General features: G+C 68.9%; 20 protein-coding genes and 1 pseudogene. 15 read left to right on the top strand and 6 right to left on the bottom strand.

The window, feature by feature from the left end; genetic code table 11:
- Positions 1-83: 83 nt before the first annotated feature.
- The gene (locus ACFU5V_RS22000) at positions 84-1,601 is read left to right on the top strand and encodes a condensation domain-containing protein (RefSeq protein ID WP_378701819.1); all 1,518 of its coding nucleotides are present in this window, start codon (positions 84-86) and stop codon (positions 1,599-1,601) included.
- Positions 1,601-3,043, top strand: a complete 1,443-nt coding sequence (locus tag ACFU5V_RS21995) for a condensation domain-containing protein (protein WP_378701817.1) — start codon at positions 1,601-1,603, stop codon at positions 3,041-3,043. The genes ACFU5V_RS22000 and ACFU5V_RS21995 overlap by 1 nt, the downstream gene beginning before the upstream one ends.
- Here the strand turns inward: ACFU5V_RS21995 and ACFU5V_RS21990 are convergent.
- Positions 3,003-3,419: a group III truncated hemoglobin gene (locus ACFU5V_RS21990; protein WP_378701815.1), complete on the bottom strand. Its 417-nt coding sequence runs from the start codon at positions 3,417-3,419 to the stop codon at positions 3,003-3,005. The genes ACFU5V_RS21995 and ACFU5V_RS21990 overlap by 41 nt on opposite strands.
- 147 nt (positions 3,420-3,566) lie before the next feature.
- On the opposite strand from ACFU5V_RS21990, the gene ACFU5V_RS21985 reads away from it, so the two are divergent.
- The 7 genes from ACFU5V_RS21985 (at position 3,567) to ACFU5V_RS21955 (ending at position 9,355) form a co-directional block, all read left to right on the top strand.
- The gene (locus ACFU5V_RS21985; protein ID WP_072951493.1) at positions 3,567-4,466 is read left to right on the top strand and encodes a sulfurtransferase; all 900 of its coding nucleotides are present in this window, start codon (positions 3,567-3,569) and stop codon (positions 4,464-4,466) included.
- Entirely contained in the window at positions 4,463-4,879 is a 417-nt protein-coding gene (locus ACFU5V_RS21980) for a SufE family protein (protein WP_124396532.1), read from the top strand. Before ACFU5V_RS21985 ends, ACFU5V_RS21980 begins: the two co-directional genes overlap by 4 nt.
- A 21-nt stretch (positions 4,880-4,900) precedes the next feature.
- A complete protein-coding gene (locus ACFU5V_RS21975) occupies positions 4,901-6,277 on the top strand; it encodes a condensation domain-containing protein (RefSeq protein WP_378701813.1) in 1,377 nt (458 codons plus the stop codon).
- A gap of 132 nt (positions 6,278-6,409) precedes the next feature.
- Positions 6,410-8,200, top strand: coding sequence for an acetyl/propionyl/methylcrotonyl-CoA carboxylase subunit alpha (locus ACFU5V_RS21970; protein WP_378701811.1), 1,791 nt, complete (start codon positions 6,410-6,412; stop codon positions 8,198-8,200).
- A gap of 69 nt (positions 8,201-8,269) precedes the next feature.
- A complete protein-coding gene (locus ACFU5V_RS21965) occupies positions 8,270-8,680 on the top strand; it encodes a DUF1707 domain-containing protein (protein ID WP_378701809.1) in 411 nt (136 codons plus the stop codon).
- A gap of 1 nt (position 8,681) precedes the next feature.
- The gene (locus tag ACFU5V_RS21960; protein ID WP_378701807.1) at positions 8,682-9,020 is read left to right on the top strand and encodes a hypothetical protein; all 339 of its coding nucleotides are present in this window, start codon (positions 8,682-8,684) and stop codon (positions 9,018-9,020) included.
- A 2-nt stretch (positions 9,021-9,022) separates the two neighbouring features.
- Positions 9,023-9,355 carry a VanZ family protein gene (locus ACFU5V_RS21955; protein ID WP_378701857.1) on the top strand — a complete coding sequence of 111 codons (333 nt, stop codon included), beginning with the start codon at positions 9,023-9,025 and terminating at the stop codon, positions 9,353-9,355.
- Here the strand turns inward: ACFU5V_RS21955 and ACFU5V_RS21950 are convergent.
- The 3 genes from ACFU5V_RS21950 to ACFU5V_RS21940 all read right to left on the bottom strand — a co-directional run bounded on the left by ACFU5V_RS21950 (position 9,319) and on the right by ACFU5V_RS21940 (position 11,977).
- On the bottom strand, positions 9,319-10,107 hold the full coding sequence (locus ACFU5V_RS21950) for a tyrosine-protein phosphatase (RefSeq protein WP_378701805.1): 789 nt from the start codon (positions 10,105-10,107) through the stop codon (positions 9,319-9,321). The genes ACFU5V_RS21955 and ACFU5V_RS21950 overlap by 37 nt on opposite strands.
- On the bottom strand, positions 10,104-11,447 hold the full coding sequence (gene lat, locus ACFU5V_RS21945) for an L-lysine 6-transaminase (protein WP_378701803.1): 1,344 nt from the start codon (positions 11,445-11,447) through the stop codon (positions 10,104-10,106). The genes ACFU5V_RS21950 and lat overlap by 4 nt, the downstream gene beginning before the upstream one ends.
- Positions 11,448-11,512: 65 nt before the next feature.
- Positions 11,513-11,977, bottom strand: coding sequence for an Lrp/AsnC family transcriptional regulator (locus ACFU5V_RS21940; protein ID WP_378701801.1), 465 nt, complete (start codon positions 11,975-11,977; stop codon positions 11,513-11,515).
- A 30-nt stretch (positions 11,978-12,007) separates the two neighbouring features.
- On the opposite strand from ACFU5V_RS21940, the gene ACFU5V_RS21935 reads away from it, so the two are divergent.
- The 5 genes from ACFU5V_RS21935 (at position 12,008) to ACFU5V_RS21915 (ending at position 16,421) form a co-directional block, all read left to right on the top strand.
- Positions 12,008-13,147, top strand: a complete 1,140-nt coding sequence (locus ACFU5V_RS21935) for a 2-oxoadipate dioxygenase/decarboxylase family protein (RefSeq protein WP_378701799.1) — start codon at positions 12,008-12,010, stop codon at positions 13,145-13,147.
- Positions 13,144-14,661 (top strand): aldehyde dehydrogenase family protein, encoded by a 1,518-nt coding sequence (locus tag ACFU5V_RS21930; protein WP_378701797.1) that lies wholly within the window; start codon positions 13,144-13,146, stop codon positions 14,659-14,661. Before ACFU5V_RS21935 ends, ACFU5V_RS21930 begins: the two co-directional genes overlap by 4 nt.
- 30 nt (positions 14,662-14,691) lie before the next feature.
- Positions 14,692-15,696: an acyl-CoA dehydrogenase family protein gene (locus tag ACFU5V_RS21925; RefSeq protein ID WP_378701795.1), complete on the top strand. Its 1,005-nt coding sequence runs from the start codon at positions 14,692-14,694 to the stop codon at positions 15,694-15,696.
- 52 nt (positions 15,697-15,748) lie between these two features.
- The gene (locus tag ACFU5V_RS21920) at positions 15,749-16,129 is read left to right on the top strand and encodes a VOC family protein (protein ID WP_378701793.1); all 381 of its coding nucleotides are present in this window, start codon (positions 15,749-15,751) and stop codon (positions 16,127-16,129) included.
- A gap of 151 nt (positions 16,130-16,280) precedes the next feature.
- Complete coding sequence (locus ACFU5V_RS21915) at positions 16,281-16,421, top strand: hypothetical protein (RefSeq protein WP_378431580.1); 141 nt, start codon at positions 16,281-16,283, stop codon at positions 16,419-16,421.
- A gap of 13 nt (positions 16,422-16,434) precedes the next feature.
- Here ACFU5V_RS21915 and ACFU5V_RS21910 read toward each other — a convergent pair whose 3' ends face one another.
- Together ACFU5V_RS21910 and ACFU5V_RS21905 are read right to left on the bottom strand one after the other, a co-directional pair.
- Entirely contained in the window at positions 16,435-16,713 is a 279-nt protein-coding gene (locus ACFU5V_RS21910) for an HNH endonuclease (RefSeq protein WP_378701791.1), read from the bottom strand.
- A gap of 64 nt (positions 16,714-16,777) precedes the next feature.
- Positions 16,778-17,260, bottom strand: a pseudogene (locus tag ACFU5V_RS21905) (DUF222 domain-containing protein); the annotation flags it as partial.
- Positions 17,261-17,487: 227 nt separating this feature from the next.
- Here ACFU5V_RS21905 and ACFU5V_RS21900 point away from each other — a divergent pair.
- Positions 17,488-21,996, top strand: coding sequence for an ATP-dependent helicase (locus tag ACFU5V_RS21900; RefSeq protein ID WP_378701789.1), 4,509 nt, complete (start codon positions 17,488-17,490; stop codon positions 21,994-21,996).
- The last annotated feature ends 1 nt before the right edge of the window (position 21,997 follow it).

The following is a 21,997-nucleotide window of genomic DNA, read 5'->3' as shown; positions in this document are numbered from 1 at the left end:
ACTCGGTGCCGCATCCTGTTGCGAGAAGGCCGTGCCACACCCGACCGATCTCGCAATCTCGATTCGACACCAGGAGCCGCTCGATGGACTTGAACTTGATCACCCACTGGAAGCCGGAACCTGGGCGGGTAGTCGAGTGGAAAGTCACGGACGCGAGTGCACGTGCGGCTGCCGAGGCGCCGGTGGATCCGGCGCTGCCGACGACGATGCAGGAACGGCATCTGCGGCGGGCCCGGCAGGCGGCGAACAACGGCGAGACCCAGTCACCGTGGATCGGCATCGCGTTCGACTTTCCGGGCAGGCTCGATCGCGCGGCGATGACCCGCACCCTCGAGCGCTACGTCCTGCGGCACGACACGCTGCACAGCTGGTTCTCGTTCGAGGATGCGGACGCGGACCCCACGGACGCCGGCAACGCGGTCCGGCGGCACGTCGTGCCTGCCGACTCCATCGCGCTCACCGCACACGAGGGCGAGACTCTCACCACCCCCGAACAGGTGCGTGACCACATCGCCGCGCGCTTCGCGAACGACACGAGCGCGCTGGCCTGGCCTGCATTCGTGTTCGGTGTGGTGGAGCACTACGACACGGGGGCACCCGGAACCGAGGACAGCTTCACCCTGTTCCACGCCGTCGATCACGCGCACACCGACATGCAGTCGATGATCCTCACGTTTGCCGAGACCCGGATCCTCTATCAGGCCGAACTCGACGGCGCGGAGCCCGAACTGCCGGATCCGGGAAGCTACGTGGAGTACAGCCGGCGGGAACGGGAGAAGGCTGCGACGCTGACCCTCGCCTCCCCCGAGGTCCACGGCTGGATCGGCCACCTCACCCGCAACGGCGGAACCTTCCCGAGCTTTCCCCTCGACCTCGGCGCCTCCGACGCACCCAAACCGGCCATCGGCAGCCGGTTCGACCTCGCCGACGCCGACGAATGCGAGCGGTTCGGCGCGGTGTGCAAGGCCCACGGTTCCAACTTCATCGGCGGCGTGTTCGCGGCCCTTGCCATCACCGAACACGAGTTGGTCGGGCGCGACCGCTACATGGCGCTGTCCCCCCTCACCACTCGCAACGATCCGCAGTTCTACTGGTCCCAGGGGTGGTTCATCAACCTCGTTCCGGTCGGGTTCGCCCTGGAGGATGCCGCGACGTTCACCGGGCTCGCCGGACGCGCGCAGGACGCCTACCGTTCGGGCAAGGCTCTCGGTGAGGTGTCCGTGCAGCAGGTGATCGACACCGTGCTCGCTCAGGCCGGCCCCGAGGCGACGTCGCATCACACCACGCTCGCACCGCCGCCGATCGTGTCGTACATCGACGGGCGGCGGTTGCCGCAGACCGAGGATTTCACGTCGACCCGCGCGACCGGCATCGTGGGTGGCAAGGCCACCCAGATCGCGTCGATCTGGATCAACCGTATTCTCGAGGGCACGTGGATGGCTGTCTCGCATCCGGACACCGAGGAGGCGCACCGGTCGGTGAGCGCGTATGCCGAACGATTGTCGACCATCATGAAAACCGTGGCGCGCGACGGCGATTACACGGTGACGCCCTTCGCGCCGGCGGCCGCGGAATTCGCGACTGCCACAGGGGCGGAGTAGTGCACGTCACGTCCATCGACCGGTACATGCTCGAACCCGGCCTGGTGACGGAGTGGTCCGTCGCGCCGGGCGAAGTGTCGGCCTCGGCGGTGCCGCCGTCGTACAACCAGCAGTTCCATCTCGACACCGCACGCACGCACGGTGTCGGCCGAAGCGTCTGGATGGCAGCGGCTTTCGACCTCCCCGGCCGACTCGACCGGGACGCGCTCGCGCAGGCGCTGGTGCACTTCATCCGGCGTCACGACACGCTGCAGACCGGCTTCGACGTGAGCCCGGATGCAATGGCCCGGGTGGATCTCGACCCCGACGACATCACCGTCGTCGCGTCCGAGTCCTCGGTGACGACGTCACCGCACGAGCTCCGCGACCATCTGCGGTACCGGTTCACCGAGGCGTGCGATCCGCTGACGTTCCCCGCCTACCTGTTCGCGACCATCGAGCGTGATTCGCACTACACCGTGGTCAGTGCGTTCGATCACACACTCGTCGACGGGTATTCACTCGTCATCGCGCTGGGCGAACTCCGGCAGATCTATCAGCGCATCATCGGGCTCGGGCGCTCGGATGTGCTCACCGAGGCGCAGTTGACGGAGGAACTGGGCGATCCGGGGAGCTTCCTGCGGTACTGCGAACTCGAAGCCGAGGCGCCGGTCACCGAGATGGGCGACCCCCGGGTGCGGGAATGGGCCCGCTTCTACGAGCGCTGCGGCGGTACCGCGCCCAGTTTCCCGCTCGATCTGGGTGTCGAGGCCGGCAGGCCCGCCCCGCAGGGCGCCGACGTGCGTCCCCTCCTCGACGCCTCGGGCACCGACCGGTTCGAGGAGATCTGCCTGGACTCCGGGGGAAGCCTGTTCACGGGGACGCTCACCGCGATGGGCCTGGCCGTGCAGTCGATCAACGGCACCGACCGGATGCCGTTGCAGTTTCCGCTGCACATCCGCCGGGACCCGCAGTGGGCCAACGCGATCGGGTGGCTCACGACGAGCGCGCCGCTGACGGTCGAACTGACCCCCGACTGCGATTTCCAAGCCTCGCTGGCGCACACCCACGCCTCGTTCCGCACGGCACTCACGCTCGAGGGCGTGACGATGGCCCAGGTGCGGGAGGCACTCGGTGACGGATATCGCCGGACCCGCACCGATGTGTTCATGGTCTCCTACATCGACTACCGCAAGCTGCCGGGCACCGACGACCACGACGAACTGAACGCCCATCACATCAGCAACGTGACGGTCGCGGACGATGCCCAGTTCTGGATCTCACGCACCCATCGCGGTCTCGCGCTGCGGTCGCGGTTCCCCGAGACGCCGACGGCACGGCGTGCGGTCACGGAGTTCGTGGTACGGCTGCGGGAGATCATGCAGGACATCTGCGAGAACGGTGTCACTCCCATCGCGGAGCTCACCAGTCAGCTGAACCTGGAGGGCACTCCGGTCGTCTGACGCGGGAGGGCTCGAGCAGTCGCCGCTGCATCCCGACGGCGATCCCGGCCGCCTCGCTCTTGGCCTGCTGCGCCACGTCGCCGAGGAACAACTCGTCGACGCTGGACGTCCACAGCTCGACCCAGCGGTCGAAGTGCCGGTCGGTGAATCCGTGCCTGCCGTGCAGCGCCCTGTGCACGGCGCCGACGCTGCCGCGGTAGACGCCGGTGCGCAGCAGGATCGTCTCCCAGAAGTCGCACATGACGGGCAGGTGGTCGTCGAGGCCGATCACCATGAGCGTCTCGAATACCGGTTCGAGGACCGGGTCGGCGAATGCCCGGCCGTAGAAGTGCCGGAGCAGCAATTCCAGGTCGGCGCGCGTCGCGATGTCGGGCATGGGGCCTCCGTTCGGGTGCGAATCTACGCGCCCGCTGTCACCGTCCTCACCGTGTGCGGAAGGTAAGTGTGAACGCCGGTCGGAAGAACCTTCGGCGTCCGCCTAGAATTGATCCGTCCCCGTCGCATCTGCCCCAGGAGCCCACCCGTGCCCGTAGCGCCAGATCCCACCCAGTCCTTCGCCGAGTACGCCAATCCCGGTCGGCTCGTGTCGACGGAGTGGCTGTCCGCGAATCTGGGCACACCCGGCCTCAAGGTCGTGGAATCGGACGAGGACGTGCTCCTCTACGACGTCGGTCACATCCCCGGCGCCGTCAAGGTCGATTGGCACCTCGATCTCAACGATCCGGTGACGCGTGACTACATCAACGGGGAACAGTTCGCCGAGCTGATGAGCCGCAAGGGCATCAGCCGCGACGACACCGTCGTGATCTACGGCGACAAGAGCAACTGGTGGGCGGCGTACGCCCTGTGGGTGTTCACGCTGTTCGGGCACGAGGACGTCCGTCTCCTCGACGGCGGCCGCGACGCGTGGATCGCCGAGAACCGGGACACCGCGTTCGACGTCCCCGAGACCTCCCCCACCGACTACCCGGTGGTCGAGCGCAACGACGCCCCGATCCGCGCGTTCAAGGACGACGTGCTCGATCATCTCGGCAAGGGACCGCTGATCGACGTCCGTTCGCCGCAGGAGTACACCGGCGAGCGCACCCACATGCCCGACTACCCGGAAGAGGGCGCACTCCGCGGCGGCCACATCCCGAGCGCGCAGAGCATTCCGTGGGCCAAGGCCGCGGCACCCGACAGCCGTTTCCGTTCGCGCGGTGAACTGAACGAGATCTACGGCGGGGTGTCCGCCGACGACGACATCGTCGCGTACTGCCGGATCGGTGAGCGTTCCAGCCACACCTGGTTCGTCCTCACCCACCTGCTCGGTTACCCCAATGTCCGCAACTACGACGGTTCGTGGACGGAATGGGGCAACATGGTTCGCGTTCCGATCGTCAGGGGTGAAGAGCCGGGAGACGTTCCCGGCGCAACGTCATGACCGAACTGCCCGATTCGCTTGCCGAGATCGTCGACGACTTCGCCGCCGTCGACGGCTCGGACAAGCTGCAGTTGCTGCTGGAGTTCAGCCGCGAACTGGCGCCCTTGCCTGCCGAACTCGAGCAGGACGCGATGGAACCGGTGCCCGAGTGCCAGTCGCCGCTGTTCCTGTCGGTCGACGACTCCGATCCGGAGCACGTGCGACTGCACTTCAGCGCGCCCGCGGAGGCACCGACGACGCGGGGTTTCGCGTCGATCCTGCACCAGGGCCTCGATGGGCACAGTGCCGTCACCATCCTCGGCATTCCGGACGATTTCTACTCCGCGCTCGGGCTCGCCGACGCCGTCAGTCCGCTGCGGCTGCGCGGCATGTCGGCGATGCTCGCGCGAATCAAGCGGCATCTCCGCGGCTAGGCAGGGTCTGATCACATACCGATGGAATTCACCGAACTTGCCGACTACCCCGTTCCGGTGGGTGCGCTCACCGAATGGCTGCCGTGCGCCCGCTCGGAGTGGGTGGACGATCCCCGTCCTGCGTCGTACATCCACGAGGCACATCTGCGCCGGTGCGCCGACGCCGACGGTCGCGAATCCTGGCTGGGCACCGCATTCGAGATCCACGGAACGCTGAACGTCACCGCGTTCCGGACCGCGCTGGAGAAGTGGACCGATCGCCACGAGGTGCTGCGCTCGCACACGACGTTCGACACGGAGACCGAGCGGGTATGCAGGCGGACCGTGCCGCAGGGCGGGCTGCACGTGGGGGTCGTCAGCCACGGTTACGACGCCGCCGGTGGCGACAACTTCGCGCACCTGCAGCAACTGTTCGACGAGTACGCCTCGCCGCACAGTTGGCCGTCGTACGTCTTCGCGACGCTCGAGACCGTGCAGCGCGACCGGTTCACCGTGTTCTTCGCGGCGGATCACTCGATCATCGACGGGTTCTCCATCGTGCTCGTCGCCCACGAGTTGACCGCGCTCTACGAGGAGGCGCTGTCCGGTCGCACGGCCAACCTGTTCCCCGTCGGCAGCTACATCGACTTCGGCCGCGAGGAGCGCGAGAACTCCACCGACGCCGAGGTCAAGCGGGAGGCGCTCGACGTGTGGCGGTCCGCACTCGAGGGGCCGGGACTCCCAGAGTTCCCCCTGGAAGTCGGCCCGCGCACGTCATACGCCCAGCAGAACCTGTCCGCGTGGATCCTCGACGCCGACCAGGCTGCCGCGTTCAACTCGGCGTGCCGCGAGGCGGATGTGGGGTTCTTCCCCGGCCTGCTCGCGTGCCTCGGCCTGGCCGGTGCCGAGGTGGCGGGCGACGACCGCTTCCGGACGGTCACTCCGGTCCATACCCGGCACTCCCCGCAGTGGGCGTCCGCGCTGGGCTGGTTCGTCGGTCTGAGCCCGATCGACTTCGAGGTGACCTCGGACGATTTCGCCGCCGTCGCGCGCGAGGCCGCCGACAGCGTGGCGCGGACGAAACCGATCTCGGTGGTCCCGTTCGACCAGATCGAGAAGGAACTCGACATCCCCATCCGGCCGCGCTTCGTCGTCTCCTACATGGACGTCCGGTTCGTGCCCGAAGCGGGCCGCTGGCACGAACGCAACGCCCGGGCGTTGCGGAGCCGGCAGTACACCCACGACGTGTACGCATGGATCAATCGCACCCCCCGCGGCGTCAATCTGGCGGTCCGGTATCCGGGCAACGACATCGCTGCCGCGAGCGTCCACACGTGGGTCGCGAGCCTCCGCCGGCAACTGGAACAGGTTTCAACCAGCTACCCTTCGGTAGGGTTGCGCAGCGTCGGACAGGCCTGACGGCAATATTCGGTCCGGTGGCAACACCGATCCGTTCGGTGCCTAGACTCCGAAGTGATGCCGTAACCCACCGCCGGTGAACACCCCCGGGGACCACCGCGGAGACAGACCATGCGAACCACAGGAGGCTCAGTGCCCAGTCATGCCAGCGCGCACATCACGAAGGTGCTCGTCGCGAACCGCGGTGAGATCGCAGTGCGGGTGATCCGGGCCGCCGCCGACGCCGGCCTGGCCAGCGTCGCCGTCTACGCCGAACCCGACGCCGACGCCCCGTTCGTGCGCCTGGCCGACGAAGCCTTCGCCCTCGGCGGACAGACCTCCGCCGAGTCCTACCTGGTGTTCGACAAAATCCTCGACGCCGCCACCAAGTCCGGTGCCGACGCCATCCACCCCGGCTACGGCTTCCTCTCCGAAAACGCCGACTTCGCCCAGGCCGTGCTCGACGCCGGCCTGATCTGGATCGGCCCCTCCCCGCAATCGATCCGCGACCTCGGCGACAAGGTCACCGCCCGCCACATCGCCGAAAAAGCCAACGCCCCGATGGCCGCCGGCACCAAGGACCCCGTCAAGAACGCCGACGAGGTCGTCGCCTTCGCCAAGGAATACGGTGTCCCCGTCGCCATCAAGGCCGCGTTCGGCGGCGGCGGCCGCGGCATGAAGGTCGCCCACACCATCGAGGAAATCCCCGAACTGTTCGACTCCGCCACCCGCGAGGCCGTCGCCGCGTTCGGCCGCGGCGAATGCTTCGTCGAACAGTATCTGGACAAGGCCCGGCACGTCGAAGCGCAGGTCATCGCCGACCAGCACGGCAACGTCATCGTCGCCGGCACCCGCGACTGCTCCCTGCAGCGCCGCTTCCAGAAGCTCGTCGAGGAGGCCCCGGCCCCGTTCCTCACCGACGACCAACGCAACCGCATCCACTCCTCCGCCAAGGCCATCTGCAAGGAGGCCGGCTACTACGGCGCCGGCACCGTCGAATACCTCGTCCAGGGCGACACCGTCTCCTTCCTCGAGGTCAACACCCGCCTGCAGGTCGAACACCCCGTCACCGAGGAAACCGCCGGCATCGACCTGGTGCTGCAACAGTTCAAGATCGCCAACGGCGAGGCACTCGACATCCTCGAGGACCCCACCCCCCGCGGGCACGCCTTCGAATTCCGCATCAACGGCGAGGACGCCGGCCGCGGCTTCCTGCCCGCCCCCGGCCCGGTCACCAAGTTCGTGCCCCCCACCGGCCCCGGCGTGCGGATGGACTCCGGCGTCGAAACCGGCTCCGTGATCGGCGGCCAGTTCGACTCCATGCTCGCCAAGCTGATCGTCACCGGCGCCACCCGCGACGAGGCCCTCGCCCGGGCCCGCCGCGCCCTCGCCGAATTCCAGGTCGAAGGCCTGGCCACGGTCATCCCGTTCCACCGGGCCATCGTCTCCGACCCCGCCTTCATCGGCGACGGCAGCGGCTTCGATGTCTACACCAAGTGGATCGAAACCGAATGGGACAACCAGATCGAACCCTTCACCGGCGCAGCCCCCCTCGACGACGAAGAGAATCTGCCCCGGCAGAACGTCGTCGTCGAGGTCGGCGGCCGCCGCGTCGAGGTGTCGCTGCCCGGCCAGTTCACCCTCGGCACCGGCAACGGTGCCCCGGCCGGGGCGGTCCGGAAGAAGCCCAAGGCCCGCACCCGCGGCGGCGCCCACGGCGGCGCCGCCTCCGGTGACGCCGTCACCGCCCCCATGCAGGGCACCGTCGTCAAGGTCGCCGTCGAAGAAGGACAACAAGTCGCCGAGGGCGACCTCATCGCCGTCCTCGAGGCCATGAAGATGGAAAACCCCGTCAACGCCCACAAGGCCGGCACCGTCACCGGCCTCGCCGTCGAACCCGGCTCCGCCATCACCCAGGGCACCGTCCTCGCCGAGCTCAAGTAGCTCCCGTGAGTACTTGTTAACCGCCCGCGGTTAACAAGTACTCACGGGTGGCCGTGCCACACTGTACGCATGTCTGACGTTCCCGAGATCCGTATCGGCACAGCCGAACGTGAGCAGGCCCTGAACTCGTTGAGCGAACACTTCGCCGCGGGCCGTCTGACGGTCCCCGAGTTCGACGAGCGCAGTCTCGCGGTCACGAATGCCACCACCCGCGGCGAACTCGATCGAGTGTTCACCGACCTCCCCGCGACCACGGCCGCCGCGCCCGCCAAGGCCGAGGCAACGGACACCGACCACGACCAGAACTGGCGCCGGATCGTGATGTCGGTGATCCCGCTCATCGCCCTCGTGCTGTTCTTCGTCGTCCCCGTCGACAACAGCTGGCTGTTCTTCCTGATGATCCCTGCCGCCGGCGCCATCCTGTTCGGCACCCGCGACGACCGTCACGGTCGAGATCGTCGCCGCGACCGGGGCCGCTGACGTGGAACCGGTCGAGGTCAACGCAGGCGGCTGGTACCTGCGCGCGCTGCGCGAGGACGAGCGGGTCGACGACCGTCCGGCGCTCGCGGACGGTGGAATCACCGAACCCGGCTACATCGCCCGCCGCGCGGCGCAGTGGCTGAGCGACGAGCACTATTCCTGGGCGATCTGCCAGCCCAACACGGGCGAGCTGCTCGCCGAGGTGGGGCTCACTCCGTCCGGTGAATCCGCGACCCTCACCGGGTGGGCCCGCGCCGGTCACGAGGACGCGCTCGCGAGCGGATCGGATGCGGTGCAGCGGTTTGCGGAGGGCGCACTGGGGTTCACGGTTCAGCGGTGAGTATGCGATCCGTTCCGGTGGCGGCGCTCACCGTGCTGGCGCTGGTCATGTTGCTGTCCCCCGCGTCCGCGACGCCGTCGGGTCCCGAACATGCCGACAAGGTGGTGCACGCGCTGCTGTTCGCAGCGCTGGCGGTCGCGTCCCGGTATGCCCTTCTGACGCCACGGATCACGGTGCTCTGGCTCGCGGCGTTCGCGGTGATCACCGAGATACTGCAGGGCGTACTGCCGATCGGCAGGCACGGTTCGGTCTGGGACCTCTGCGCGGACATGGTGGGTGTGGCGATCGGGCTGTCCGCTCAGTCCGCGATCATGCGCTCCCGCAGTAGAGTCTGAACTGCCGCGTCGAGGCCGAGTCCGTCCGAGAAGTACCGCTCGACCGTCCCGTACCGCTCGCGCATGGCGGCGAGCGACACCTGCAGATACTGCTCGCGGACCCCGAGCACGGGCTCGAGCAGCGCCGGATCTCCACCCGCGTCGACGAATTTCTCGAACACGCCCGCGAACGCCGGCAGAAGGAACTCGTTGGTCAGCAGGTAGTCGTGGAACACGTCGTCCTCGCCGACGCCGAGGAGCAACAGCAGCGCCGCTGTCGCCCACCCCGTCCGGTCCTTCCCGGTGGTGCAGTGCACGAGGGTGGGCGTGTTGCCGTTCGCCGCCAGTCCGCGGAACAATTCCCGGTACGAGGACACCGCGCTGGGCATCACGACGAAATCGCGGTAGCTGCCCTCGAAGTACTCGATCGCGCGTCCGCCGCCGAGTTCACGTTCGGCGATCATCGGATCGGCGATCACCTGCAGCATCTGCGCGGGGATCGACCGGATCCCCTTGTCGGCGAGCACGTCCAATGCGACCGCGCGGGCCCCGTTCGGGAGGATGTCGGGGGCCGCGGCGCGCTCGTCAGCGGTCCGCAGGTCGTACACCGTCCGGATCCCGAGGCCGTCGAGCACCGGCATGTCCGTGTCCGCGACCCGGCTGAGATCGGTCGAACGGTAGAACACCCCGGTGCGCACCTTCGCGCCGTCCCCGGTTCGGTAGCCGCCGACGTCTCGCAGATTGGGTACGGACGTGAGCGGAATCGGCGTCATGCGTCGACGGTACCGCCCAGCACCCGGGCCAGTGCATCCACGGCGGCGTCGAGTTCCGCGGTCGTCACCGTCAGCGGTGGACGGAACCGGATCCCACGCGTACCGGTGGGCAGGATCAGCACCCGCTCCCGGTCCCTCAGGTCCGCGACGACCCGGTCCCGCCGCTGCGGAGTGGGAAGCGTGATCGCGCACATCAGGCCACGCCCCCGCGGCTCGGTCACGTCGGCGTTCGCCCGCGCGAGTTCCCGGAGCCGTCCGAGAAGGTGCGCCCCCGTCATGCGGGCCCGGTCGACGAGCCTGTCCTCCTCGACGATCTCGAGGATCCGGCGGGACCGCACCATGTCGGTGAGGTTGCCGCCCCAGGTCGAGTTGATCCGCGAGCTGACGGCGAACACGTTGTCGGGGACTTCGTCCACCCTGCCGCCGGCCATGATTCCGCAGACCTGGGTCTTCTTGCCGAACGCGACGACGTCGGGGTGCACCCCCAGTTGCTGGTACGCCCAGGCGGTTCCGGTGAGACCGCAGCCGGTCTGCACCTCGTCGAAGACGACGAGGGCGTCGTTCTCCCGGCAGAGCGCCTCCATCGCCTGGAAGAATTCCGGGCGGATGTGGTGGTCGCCGCCCTCACCCTGGATCGGCTCGGCGATGAAACAGGCCACGTCCGAGGGGTTCTCGGCGAACGCGCAACGCGCCTGATCCAGTGCGTGCCGTTCGGCTTCCTCGACGTCCCGTCCGTCCGCGAGGTACGGGGAGTCGATGCGCGGCCAGTCGAACTTGGGGTATCGCGCCACCTTGCCGGGCTCGGTGTTGGTGAGCGACATGGTGTATCCGCTGCGTCCGTGGAAGGCCTCGGTCAGATGGAGCACCTTCGTGCCGAGTGCCGGGTCGAGGCCCCGGCTCTCGTTGAGCCTGCTCTTCCAGTCGAACGCCACCTTCAGCGCGTTCTCGACGGCGAGCGCGCCACCGTCGATGAAGAAGAGGTGCGGTAGTGCGGGATCGCCCAGCACCCGGGCGAACGTCTCGACGAACCGTGCCATCGGGACGGTGTAGACGTCGGAGTTGCTCGGTTTGTTGATCGCCGCCGCCGCCAGTTCCCGGCGAAACGCGTCGTCGTCCGCCAGTGCGGGGTGGTTCATCCCCAGGGCCGACGACGCGAAGAATCCGAACATGTCCAGATAGCTGGTGCCGTCCCGCAGATCGACGAGATGGGTGCCGCGGGAGCGGTCCAGGTCGAGTACCAGGTCGAACCCGTCGACCAGAATGCGCTCGCGCAGCACGTCGTGCACCTGGCTCGCCGGCAGCTCGCCCCCATCTCCGGTAAAACGAATCGCTGTGCTCATACCGAGAGATTACGTCAAAATTCCTGTCTATCGGCGACGATTCGGCAACATATCCGGTACGGGGCTCACCTGTCGTAAAATGTTTGCAAGATGATGGTGCTGCGCGTATGCACATTGGCGGTGGCGCGGATCTCCTGCAGCAGGTGTTCCAGCTCCCGCGGCGAGGCGACGCGCACCAGCAGCACGTAGCTCTCCTCCCCCGCGACCGAGTGACACGCCTCGATCGCGGAGAGGTTCCGCAACCGGGCGGGCGCGTCGTCGGGCTGCGACGGATCGAGAGGGGTGATCGCGACGAATGCGGACAGACCGTGCCCGAGCGCATCCGGATCGATCTTCGCGGTGTACCCGCGGATCACCTTGCGGGCCTCGAGCCTGCGCACCCTCGACTGCACCGCGGAGATCGACAACCCGGCCTTCTCGGCGAGGGTCGCCAGAGTCGCCCGGCCGTCGGCCACCAGCTCCTGCATCAGTACCCGATCGATGTCGTCGAGAGGAGTATGGGGTGCGTCGCTACGGAAAGATTCCACCACCAGCGCAGGCTAGCCCAGCGGAGGTGCATCATGGTTGAAACGTGGGAGCTCCGCGCCCGCTTCGCCCGCGCACTGGGCGCGGCGTACAGCCGGACGGTGCCCGCCTACGACACGCTGGCCGAGGTGGCCGACGAGGTCAACGCGGACTTCTCGGCAAGAAACCCGGCCGACGCCGAACGCCGGGGTGGCCTCGCCCGGATCATCGTGGAGCGCCACGGCGCGATCCGCCTCGGTGGGCCGACGGAGCTTCGTCAGGCCGCCATCCTGTTCTCGGGTTTCGGGATGCACCCCGTCGGCTGCTACGACCGGCGCGGTGCACCCGAGCCGGAGCCCGTCGTCTCGACGGTCTTTCGTCCCGTCGACCCGATCGAACTGGCCCGCAACCCGTTCGGGATGCTCGCATCGATGCTCACCACCGCGGATCGCCGGTTCTTCGACGGCGAACTGCAGCACCGCCTCGAGAATGTCCTCGCCGCCCGCACCGTGTTTCCCACCGAACTGCTGCACCTGGCCGCGCTCGCGACCGAGGAGGGCGGGCTGACCGCACCGACGGCGGAACGGTTCGTCGCGCTCGCGGCCGCGGCGTTCGCGCCGTCGGACACCGCGGCCGACCGATCCTGGCTCTCCGCGCTCGAACGCGTCGCACCCGTCGCCGCCGACGTCGGCGGGCGCACGGGCGTGCGGGTCGTGCACCTCGCACCGCGAGTCTTCGACATCGACGAGCTGTGCCGTCGGTCGGCGCGGCACGGCCTGCGGAGGATCGACGGCACCGACCGTCCGCACGCCCCGGGTGGCCCGGACGTCCTCGTGCGGTGGGTGTCGTTCGGCGCCGCCGGCACACCCGGCGGCGTCCTCGTGGCGGAATCACGGGGCATCGCACTGACACCCGAGGGACAGGAACTGTACGACGACCCTTCCCGCGGCGAGGGCGAGTTCCCACTGACGGAAGCGGAACTGGAGGCCCGTGGGCTGGCGTACTTCACCCACCGCCGCACCGGTGACGGCGACGTCGCGGAGCCGATCCTCTACGAGGACTTCCCGCCGATGCCGGTCGACTCCGGCCCCGACCCCCTACCGTGGCTCTCCGAGACACTCGGCCGGGCCGTGCACGACCCGTTCACGCTCTACCGACAGCAGCAGGACCATTCCCGAGAGAGGACAGCATCGTGAACCTTCCCGCCCCCGAGGAATTGTGCCGACGCGCCGAGGACGCACTGATCAGATGCGGCGCCGAGATCACCGACGGCGGGGGACCGCTCGTCGCGCGCACACCGATCACCGGGACCGAACTGCGCACGGTGACGGCGAGCACCCCGGAGGACGTGGACCGGGCGATCGCTGCGGCCCACGAGACCTTCCTCGAATGGCGTTCCGTCCCCGCCCCCCAGCGCGGCGCCGTGGTGCGCCGTCTGGGCGAGCTTCTCACGGAACACAAGGCCGATCTGGCGGAACTGGTCACTCTCGAGGCAGGCAAGATTCCGTCCGAGGCGCAGGGTGAAGTGCAGGAGATGATCGACATCTGCGAATTCGCGGTCGGTCTGTCCCGCCAGTTGTACGGCAGAACGATGGCGTCGGAACGACCGGGGCATCGGCTGATGGAGACGTGGCACCCGCTGGGAGTCGTCGGGGTGATCTCCGCGTTCAACTTCCCGGTGGCCGTGTGGTCGTGGAACACCGCGGTCGCGCTGGTCTGCGGCGACACGGTGGTGTGGAAGCCGTCGGACCGGACGCCGCTCACGGCGATCGCCTGCGACGCCCTGCTGGCGCGCGCCGCCCGGGACGTCGGCGCACCCGCCGGGATCCACGCCCTGATCCAGGGTGCGGGGGACGTCGGCGAACGGCTCGTCGACGACGCACGCGTCGCCTTGGTCAGCGCCACCGGTTCGGTCCGGATGGGTCGCGCCGTGGGTCCTCGCGTCGCCGCGCGCTTCGGCAAGTGCCTGCTCGAACTGGGCGGCAACAACGCGGCGGTGGTGACACCGTCCGCCGATCTGGACCTGACCGTGCGTGGCGTCGTGTTCTCCGCCGCGGGCACCGCGGGACAACGCTGTACGTCGCTACGACGGCTGATCGTGCACTCGTCCGTCGCCGACGAACTGGTGGAGCGCATCTCCTCGGCGTACGGCCAGTTGAAGGTCGGAAACCCGTTCGACGACGGCGTTCTCGTCGGCCCGCTGGTGAACCGCTCCGCGTTCGAGGCCATGCAGACGGCGCTGGGCAAGGCCCGCGCCGACGGCGGGACCGTCGTCTGCGGCGGCGAACGCAGCGATGGCAGCGACTCCGCCTATTACGTCTCGCCCGCCCTCGTCCGAATGCCCGCGCAGACGTCGGTGGTGCAGGAGGAGACGTTCGCACCGATCCTGTATGTACTCACCTACGAAGGCTTCGACCAGGCGATCGCGTTGCACAACGAAGTGCCCCAGGGACTCTCGTCGTCGATCTTCACCACCGATCAGCGCGAGGCCGAGAGGTTCCTGGCGGCAGACGGTTCCGACTGCGGCATCGCGAACGTCAACATCGGCACGTCGGGGGCCGAGATCGGCGGGGCGTTCGGCGGGGAGAAGGAGACCGGAGGGGGACGCGAGTCCGGATCCGACGCGTGGAAGGCCTACATGCGCCGTGCGACCAACACCGTCAACTACTCCGATCGACTTCCGCTCGCGCAGGGGGTCGAGTTCACCTGACGGGCGGTGTCGACCGGCTACTCTCGGGGCGTGAGCAACTGGACCGAAATGGCGCGTGAGATCGCCGAGGACGTGCTGTTCCCGGTGGCCGACAGCGTCGATGCCGACGGCGAGATTCCCGATAGTCACTTCGAGACTCTCGCCGCCGACGGCTTCTACGGACTCGCGGCACCCGGCGAAGAGGGAGTGACGCCGTCGGTGCTGGTCGACGTGATGGAGACGTTGTGCGGCGGTTGCCTCGCGACGGCGTTCACGTGGATGCAGCATCACGGTGTCGTCGCCGGTCTCGCCGGTTCACCGAACACGACCCTGCAGGATCGGTACCTCGACGGACTCGTCGACGGCACGGTGCGGGCCGGCGTCGCTCTGGCCGGAGCGATTCCCGTCCCACCCACCTTGTGGGCGCGCAGTGTCGACGACGGCTACGTGCTCGACGGGGTGTCGCCGTTCGTCACCGGCTGGGGCATCGTCGATCTGCTCCAGGTATCGGCGCGCGACGAATTCGACGACTCCATCGTGCACGTCATCATTCCCGCACAACCGCTGCGCGGCCTCACCGCCGAGGAACTCCCGCTGATCGCGGCGCGGGGGTCGAACACGGTCCGGCTGAAATTCGACGGGCTCGCCGTGCCACGCGATCTGGTGAGCGCCGTCGTCTCCCCCGAGGATTTCGCGAAGAGCCAGCTGTTCGGGTCGTGGATCAACGGGTGCATGGCGATGGGGATCACCCGACGGGCGATCAGCGAACTGGAGGCCCTCGGCGTCGACGCGGACCCGTTCGAGGAGCAGGCCGCCCGGGCACGCCTCGACCTGAACGCGACACTCGAGGGCCGCGCGGAGATCGCCGAAGCGCGGGCCCGCGCTTCGGAACTCGCCATCCGCACCGCCACCGCCCTCGTCACCGCGAAGGGCAGTTCCGCCCTGCTCGCGGGAAACACGGCGGAACGACTGATGCGTGAAGCCACCTTCACACTCGTCGCCGCGGGACGTCCGGCGATCAAGTCCGCGTTGCTGCAGCGCCTCGGCCGCGACTAGCGCGTCGCTCGCTACACCCTGACAGTTCCGACGCCGAGAGTAGGTTTCGTCCATGGCATGCCGTATCAGTGAACTCGTGCTCGGTTGCCGCGACCCCGAGGTGCTGGCCCGATTCTGGTGCGAGGTCCTGGACTTCGTGGTGCTCGACCGCGAGGGCGACGGAAGCATCGAGATCGGGCCACGCGAAGGGTTCGGCGGCCCACAGCCGACGATCATCCTCAGCCGCCGAGACGTCCCGGAGCCCGGGAAACCCCGGCTGCACATCGACGTCAACGCCACCGACCGCGATCAGGACGCCGAACTCGAACGCCTGCTGGAACTCGGAGCACGCCCCGCCGACATCGGCCAGACCGGGGACGAGCCCTGGCACGTCCTCGCCGATCCCGAAGGCAACGAATTCTGCCTGCTCCGGGCCCGCCTCGCTCCCCTCTGACGTTCCTGGCCGGTGCGGGATCCCGTGCACCGGCGTCGAGTTCGTGGCCGCCGGAGCTTGGCGTGCGTATCTGTCGGTGCCGTCGTCTACTGTCTGACGGCTCCACTTGTGGCGCACCGCCCTTCGACCGAAGCGAGACAACGTGCTCAGGATGATCCGCGCAGTTGCGCTGGCGCTACTCGCTGTCGGCGCGTACGTGGTGTTCTCCGAGCACGAGCCGTCGACCGTCGAGGCGCCATTGCCGTCGTTCGCGCCGGCAGCAGTACCCGCCGCGGATCTCGCGACGGTGTGAGCACAGGCCTGGGCTAGGGCACTCGGTCCTCGGCGCGCACCCGGTCACGGATCCTCCGGCGAGCACGATCGATCAGCTCACCGGCGTGGTGCCGGTGATTGATTCGCGGTTTCCTCTCCGGGTCGATGTGCGGTGGCGGTATCCATTCGGTGCGTCCCGCGTACACGTCGCCGGGTGGCGCGCTGGTGGTCGCCCAGCCGGCAGGCCCGTCGTGCACCCGAGCATGGCAGGCATCGCACACGAGTGTCAGCGAGTCGATGTCGGTCTGTCCGCCGTGGCGCCACTCCTGCACGTGGCGCGGTGGGGTCGAGTTCACCGGAGATCTTCGACATCAGTTCGGCGTCCTGTCGACCGAGTGAGATGCCGCGTCGGCGTGCCCGATCGCGATCGTCCGTGAGACGACCGTCTGGATCGAGGTAGGCGAGCAGTCGGTGACCGGCACTCTCGACGTCCTCCGGGGTGCCGCCACGCGCGCATTCGGCCAGGATCGCTTCGGCTGCGGCGACGTCCGCATTCGAGACGGCGTGCGGGATCTTGCGCATGATCTTCGAGACCGCCCGGGCGTGATCGGGGCCGATGGCACCGTCGCGTTGCGCAGCCGCCGTTTCCGGCAGTGCCGCCGGCAGGTCGTCGCCCGACAGCGTGTGCCAGGCGCCGAGGTTGCGGGCAGCCGACACCCGCGCCGACGCATCCGACGCCGACACGCGCAGCACGTCGACCAGGAGTGTGTTCGGCGAGTTGTAGCCGAGCGCCGCGGGCAGCGAGCGTTCGACACTCTCGACGATAAGCCGCTGCGAGACCGCGCCTGCGCGGCGGAGGGACTTCTCGAGTTGCTGCATCATCAGCATCACGTCCGAATCCGACACACCCGTGAGATCGGCGTCGAGCAGTCCCGTGACGGCAGCAGCCAGCGCAGTCAGGTGTTCCGTCACCTGATCCGCCGCCAACCCCCCGTTCGAACTCATGTTCGAATCATACTGCGCCCCACCGACAAGTTCCGTGGACCGCAGTGGAGATCCACAGCATGTGCCCGCCGCCTGTCGGACCCCCGGTGCAGTATGGAACGGTGACCGACGTCCTGGGCAGGTTCTCCGCTGCCACCCGCGAGTGGTTCGACGGTGCGTTTCCCGCGCCGACGGCCGCGCAGCTCGGTGCGTGGGAGTCGATCGCCAGCCGAGCGCACACGCTCGTCGTCGCGCCGACCGGTTCAGGCAAGACGCTGTCCGCGTTCCTGTGGTCCCTCGACCAACTCGCCGCAACGGACGGGAAGGACCGCAAGACCAAGGTTCTCTACATCTCCCCACTCAAGGCGCTCGGGGTCGACGTCGAACGCAACCTGCGGGCCCCGCTCGTCGGGATCACGCAGACGGCCAAGCGGCTCGGGCTCACGCCGCCGGAGATCTCGGTGGGTGTCCGCTCCGGCGACACACCGGCCGGCGACCGGCGCGCGTTGATCAAGAATCCGCCCGACATCCTCATCACCACCCCCGAGTCGCTTTTCCTCATGCTCACGTCCGCCGCGCGCGAGACGCTGACGCAGGTCGACACGATCATCGTCGACGAGGTCCACGCGGTGGCGGGCACGAAGCGCGGCGCGCACCTCGCGTTGTCGCTCGAACGCCTCGACCGGCTCCTCGACACTCCGGCGCAGCGCATCGGACTGTCGGCGACGGTGCGGCCCCACGAGGAGGTGGGCCGCTTCCTGTCCGGTTCGGCGCCGATCCGGATCGTGGCACCGCCGTCACCGAAGACGTTCGACCTCACCGTGCAGGTCCCGGTGGAGGACATGACCGAACTCGGTCTCGCCGAACCCGCCGAAGGCTCGGCCTCGGCGACCCCGCAGGCGGGGTCGATCTGGCCGCACGTCGAGGAGCAGATCGTCGATCTCGTCCTGGCGCATCGATCGTCCATCGTGTTCGCGAACTCGCGGCGGCTCGCCGAGCGCCTGACCGCACGACTCAACGAGATCTACGCCGAACGCGCCGGGACCGCGGTCGACAAGAACCCGAAACCGGCCTCGCAGATCGGCACCCCGTCCGAGGTCAACTTCGGTGCGGACCCGCTGCTCGCCCGCGCCCACCACGGGTCGGTCAGCAAGGACCAGCGGGCCCTGATCGAGGACGACCTGAAGTCGGGGCGGCTGCGGTGCGTGGTCGCGACGAGCAGCCTCGAACTCGGAATCGACATGGGTGCCGTCGATCTGGTGATCCAGGTGGAGGCGCCCCCGTCCGTGGCGAACGGTCTGCAGCGCGTCGGCCGTGCCGGACACCAGGTCGGGGAGATCTCCCGGGGTGTGGTGTTCCCGAAGCACCGCACCGATCTCGTGCACTGCGCCGTCACCGTCGAGCGGATGGTCACCGGCAAGATCGAGGCACTCGCCGTACCCACCAACCCGCTCGACATCCTCGCCCAGCACACGGTGGCGGCCACCGCCCTCGAACCGCTCGACGTGGACGACTGGTTCGAGACCGTCCGGCGCAGTGGCTCCTTCGCGACGCTGCCGCGCTCGGCGTACGAATCCACCCTCGACCTTCTCGCGGGCCTCTACCCCTCCGACGAGTTCGCCGAACTCCGGCCCCGCCTCGTCTGGGACCGCGAGGCCAACACGCTCACCGGACGCCCCGGCGCGCAGCGGCTGGCCGTCACGTCGGGCGGCGCCATCCCCGACCGCGGCCTGTTCACGGTCTACATGGTTGGTGAGAAGGCGTCCCGCGTCGGCGAACTCGACGAGGAGATGGTGTACGAGTCGCGGGTCGGCGACGTCTTCGCGCTCGGCGCCACCAGCTGGCGGATCGAGGAGATCACCTTCGACCGGGTGCTGGTCAGCCCCGCCTACGGACAGCCGGGGCGGTTGCCGTTCTGGCACGGCGACGGTCTGGGCAGGCCTGCGGAGCTGGGCGAGGCGCTGGGCCAGTTCCTGCGGGAGATCTCGCTCGGGCACGAGACCGAGGTGCAGGAGCGCTGCCGGACCGGTGGGCTCGACGAGAACGCCGCGAACAATCTCGTGCAACTCGTTACCGAGCAGAAGGCAGCCACCGGGCAGGTCCCCACCGACCGCACCCTGGTGGTCGAACGGTTCCGCGACGAACTCGGCGACTGGCGCCTCATCCTGCACTCGCCGTACGGCCAGCGCGTTCACGCGCCGTGGGCGCTGGCGGTCAGTGCCCGGTTGAGCGAGCGTCACGGCCTCGACTCGAACGCCACGGCATCCGACGACGGCATCATCGTGCGCCTCCCCGACACCGAGGACACCCCTCCCGGAGCCGACCTCTTCGTCTTCGACACCGACGAGATCGAGGACATCGTCACCGAACAGGTCGGCGGGTCGGCGCTGTTCGCGTCCCGGTTCCGTGAGTGTGCGGCCCGGGCGCTGCTGCTGCCCCGACGAACCCCGGGAAAGCGCGCACCGCTGTGGCAGCAGCGGCAGCGGTCCGCCCAGTTGCTCGACGTGGCCCGCCGGTATCCGACGTTCCCGGTCCTGCTCGAGACCGTCCGCGAGTGTCTGCAGGACGTGTACGACCTGCCGGCGCTGAAAGACCTGCTGCGCAGGCTCGCACGACGGCAGATCCGGATCGTCGAGGTGGAGACGCAGTCGCCGTCACCGTTCGCCGGCGCCCTGCTGTTCAACTACGTCGGCGAATTCATGTACGAGGGCGACAGCCCGCTCGCCGAACGCCGGGCCGCTGCCCTGTCCCTGGATTCGACGCTGCTGGCGGAACTGCTCGGCCGGGTGGAACTGCGGGAACTGCTCGACGCCGACGTCATCGCCCGCGCCGAACTCGAACTCCAGCGACTGCTCCCCGACCGCAAGGCGAAGGACCTCGAGGGCGTCGCCGACCTCCTGCGCCTGCTGGGGCCGCTGACCTCCGACGAGGTCGCCGCACGGGCGACCGCCGATCCGGCCCCCTGGCTCGACGAACTCGTGCGTGCGAAGCGGGCGCTCGGCGTGTCGTTCGCCGGTCGCGAATGGTGGACGGCCATCGAGGATGCGGCACGCCTGCGTGACGGGCTCGGGGTGCCGCTGCCCATCGGTGTTCCCGCCGCGTTCATCGAACCCGTCGACGATCCGCTGGCCGACCTGATCAGCCGGTACGCCCGCACCCACGGCCCGTTCACGATCACCGACGCCGCGGCCCGTTTCGGTCTCGGTTCGGCGGTGGCCCGCGACGTCCTGCAGCGGCTCGCGCAGGCCAAGCGGGTGGTCGAGGGCGAGTTCCGCCCCGGCGCGACGGGCAGCGAATGGTGCGATGCCGAGGTCCTGCGCCGTCTGCGCAGGCGCTCGCTGGCCGCGGCGCGTCAGGAGGTCGAGCCGGTCAGCACGGCGACGCTCGGCCGCTTTCTCCCGGCCTGGCAGCACGTCGGGGGCACACTGCGCGGTATCGACGGTGTCGCGACCGTCGTGGAACAGCTTGCGGGCGTTCCGGTTCCCGCGTCGGCACTCGAATCACTGATCCTGCCGTCCCGGGTGGCCGGCTACTCCCCCGCCATGCTCGACGAACTGACGTCCACCGGTGAGGTGTTGTGGTCGGGCGCGGGCAGCATCTCCGGCAAGGACGGGTGGGTGTGCCTGCACCCCGCCGATACCGCACCGCTCACGCTGACCACGCCCACCGAATCGGACCTGACCGACGTGCAGGGCCGGATACTCGACACGCTGTCCGGCGGCGGCGCGTACTTCTTCCGGCAACTCGCGGACACCCTCGAGATGTCCGACGACACCGCGCTGGCCACCGCTCTGTGGGATCTGGTGTGGCTGGGCCACATCGGCAACGACACCCTCGCCCCGGTGCGCGCCCTGCTGTCGGACACGTCCAGGACCACCACGAGCCACCGGTCGCCGCGGCGTCCCCCGCGCGCCCGGGCGTACCGCAGCCTGACGGTGCCGGTGCGCACCGCACCGCCGACGGTCGGGGGACGATGGTCGATTCTGCCCGCCGCCGAATCCGATGCCACGCTGCGGGCCAGCGCGACCGCCGAATTGTTGCTGGAGCGGTACGGGGTGGTGACCCGCGGGTCCGTGATGACCGAGAACGTCCCGGGCGGTTTCGCGCTGATGTACAAGGTGCTGGGCACGTTCGAGGACAACGGCCGCTGCCGGCGGGGACACTTCGTCGAGTCGCTCGGCGGTGCGCAGTTCTCCACTCCCCCCGTGGTGGACCGGCTCCGGAGCTACGGCGATTCGCTCGAGGGCAGGCACACCACGCTGCCTGCCGTGACGCTCGCCGCCAGCGATCCCGCCAACCCGTACGGTGCGGCCCTGCCGTGGCCGCGGCGCGGCGACGACGCGCCCGCGCACCGGCCGGGACGCAAGGCCGGTGGACTGGTGGTGCTGGTGGAGGGTGAGCTGATCCTGTTCGTCGAACGCGGCGGGCGCACCGTCCTCACGTTCACCGACGACCCCGGTGTGCTCCGCACCGCGGCCGTCACGCTCGCCGGGGTCGTCAAGCGCGGTGGGATCGACAGGATCGTGGTCGAGAAGGTGGACGGCGACACCATCCACGGCAGCGACTTCGCGCCGATCCTGACCGAGGCGGGGTTCTCGCCCACTCCACGCGGTTTCCGGTTGCGGGCCTGAC

Origin of the sequence: Rhodococcus sp. NPDC057529, from assembly GCF_042802055.1 — a bacterium.
Taxonomy (GTDB): domain Bacteria; phylum Actinomycetota; class Actinomycetes; order Mycobacteriales; family Mycobacteriaceae; genus Rhodococcus_F.
This window is presented reverse-complemented; position numbering and strand designations above follow the sequence as displayed.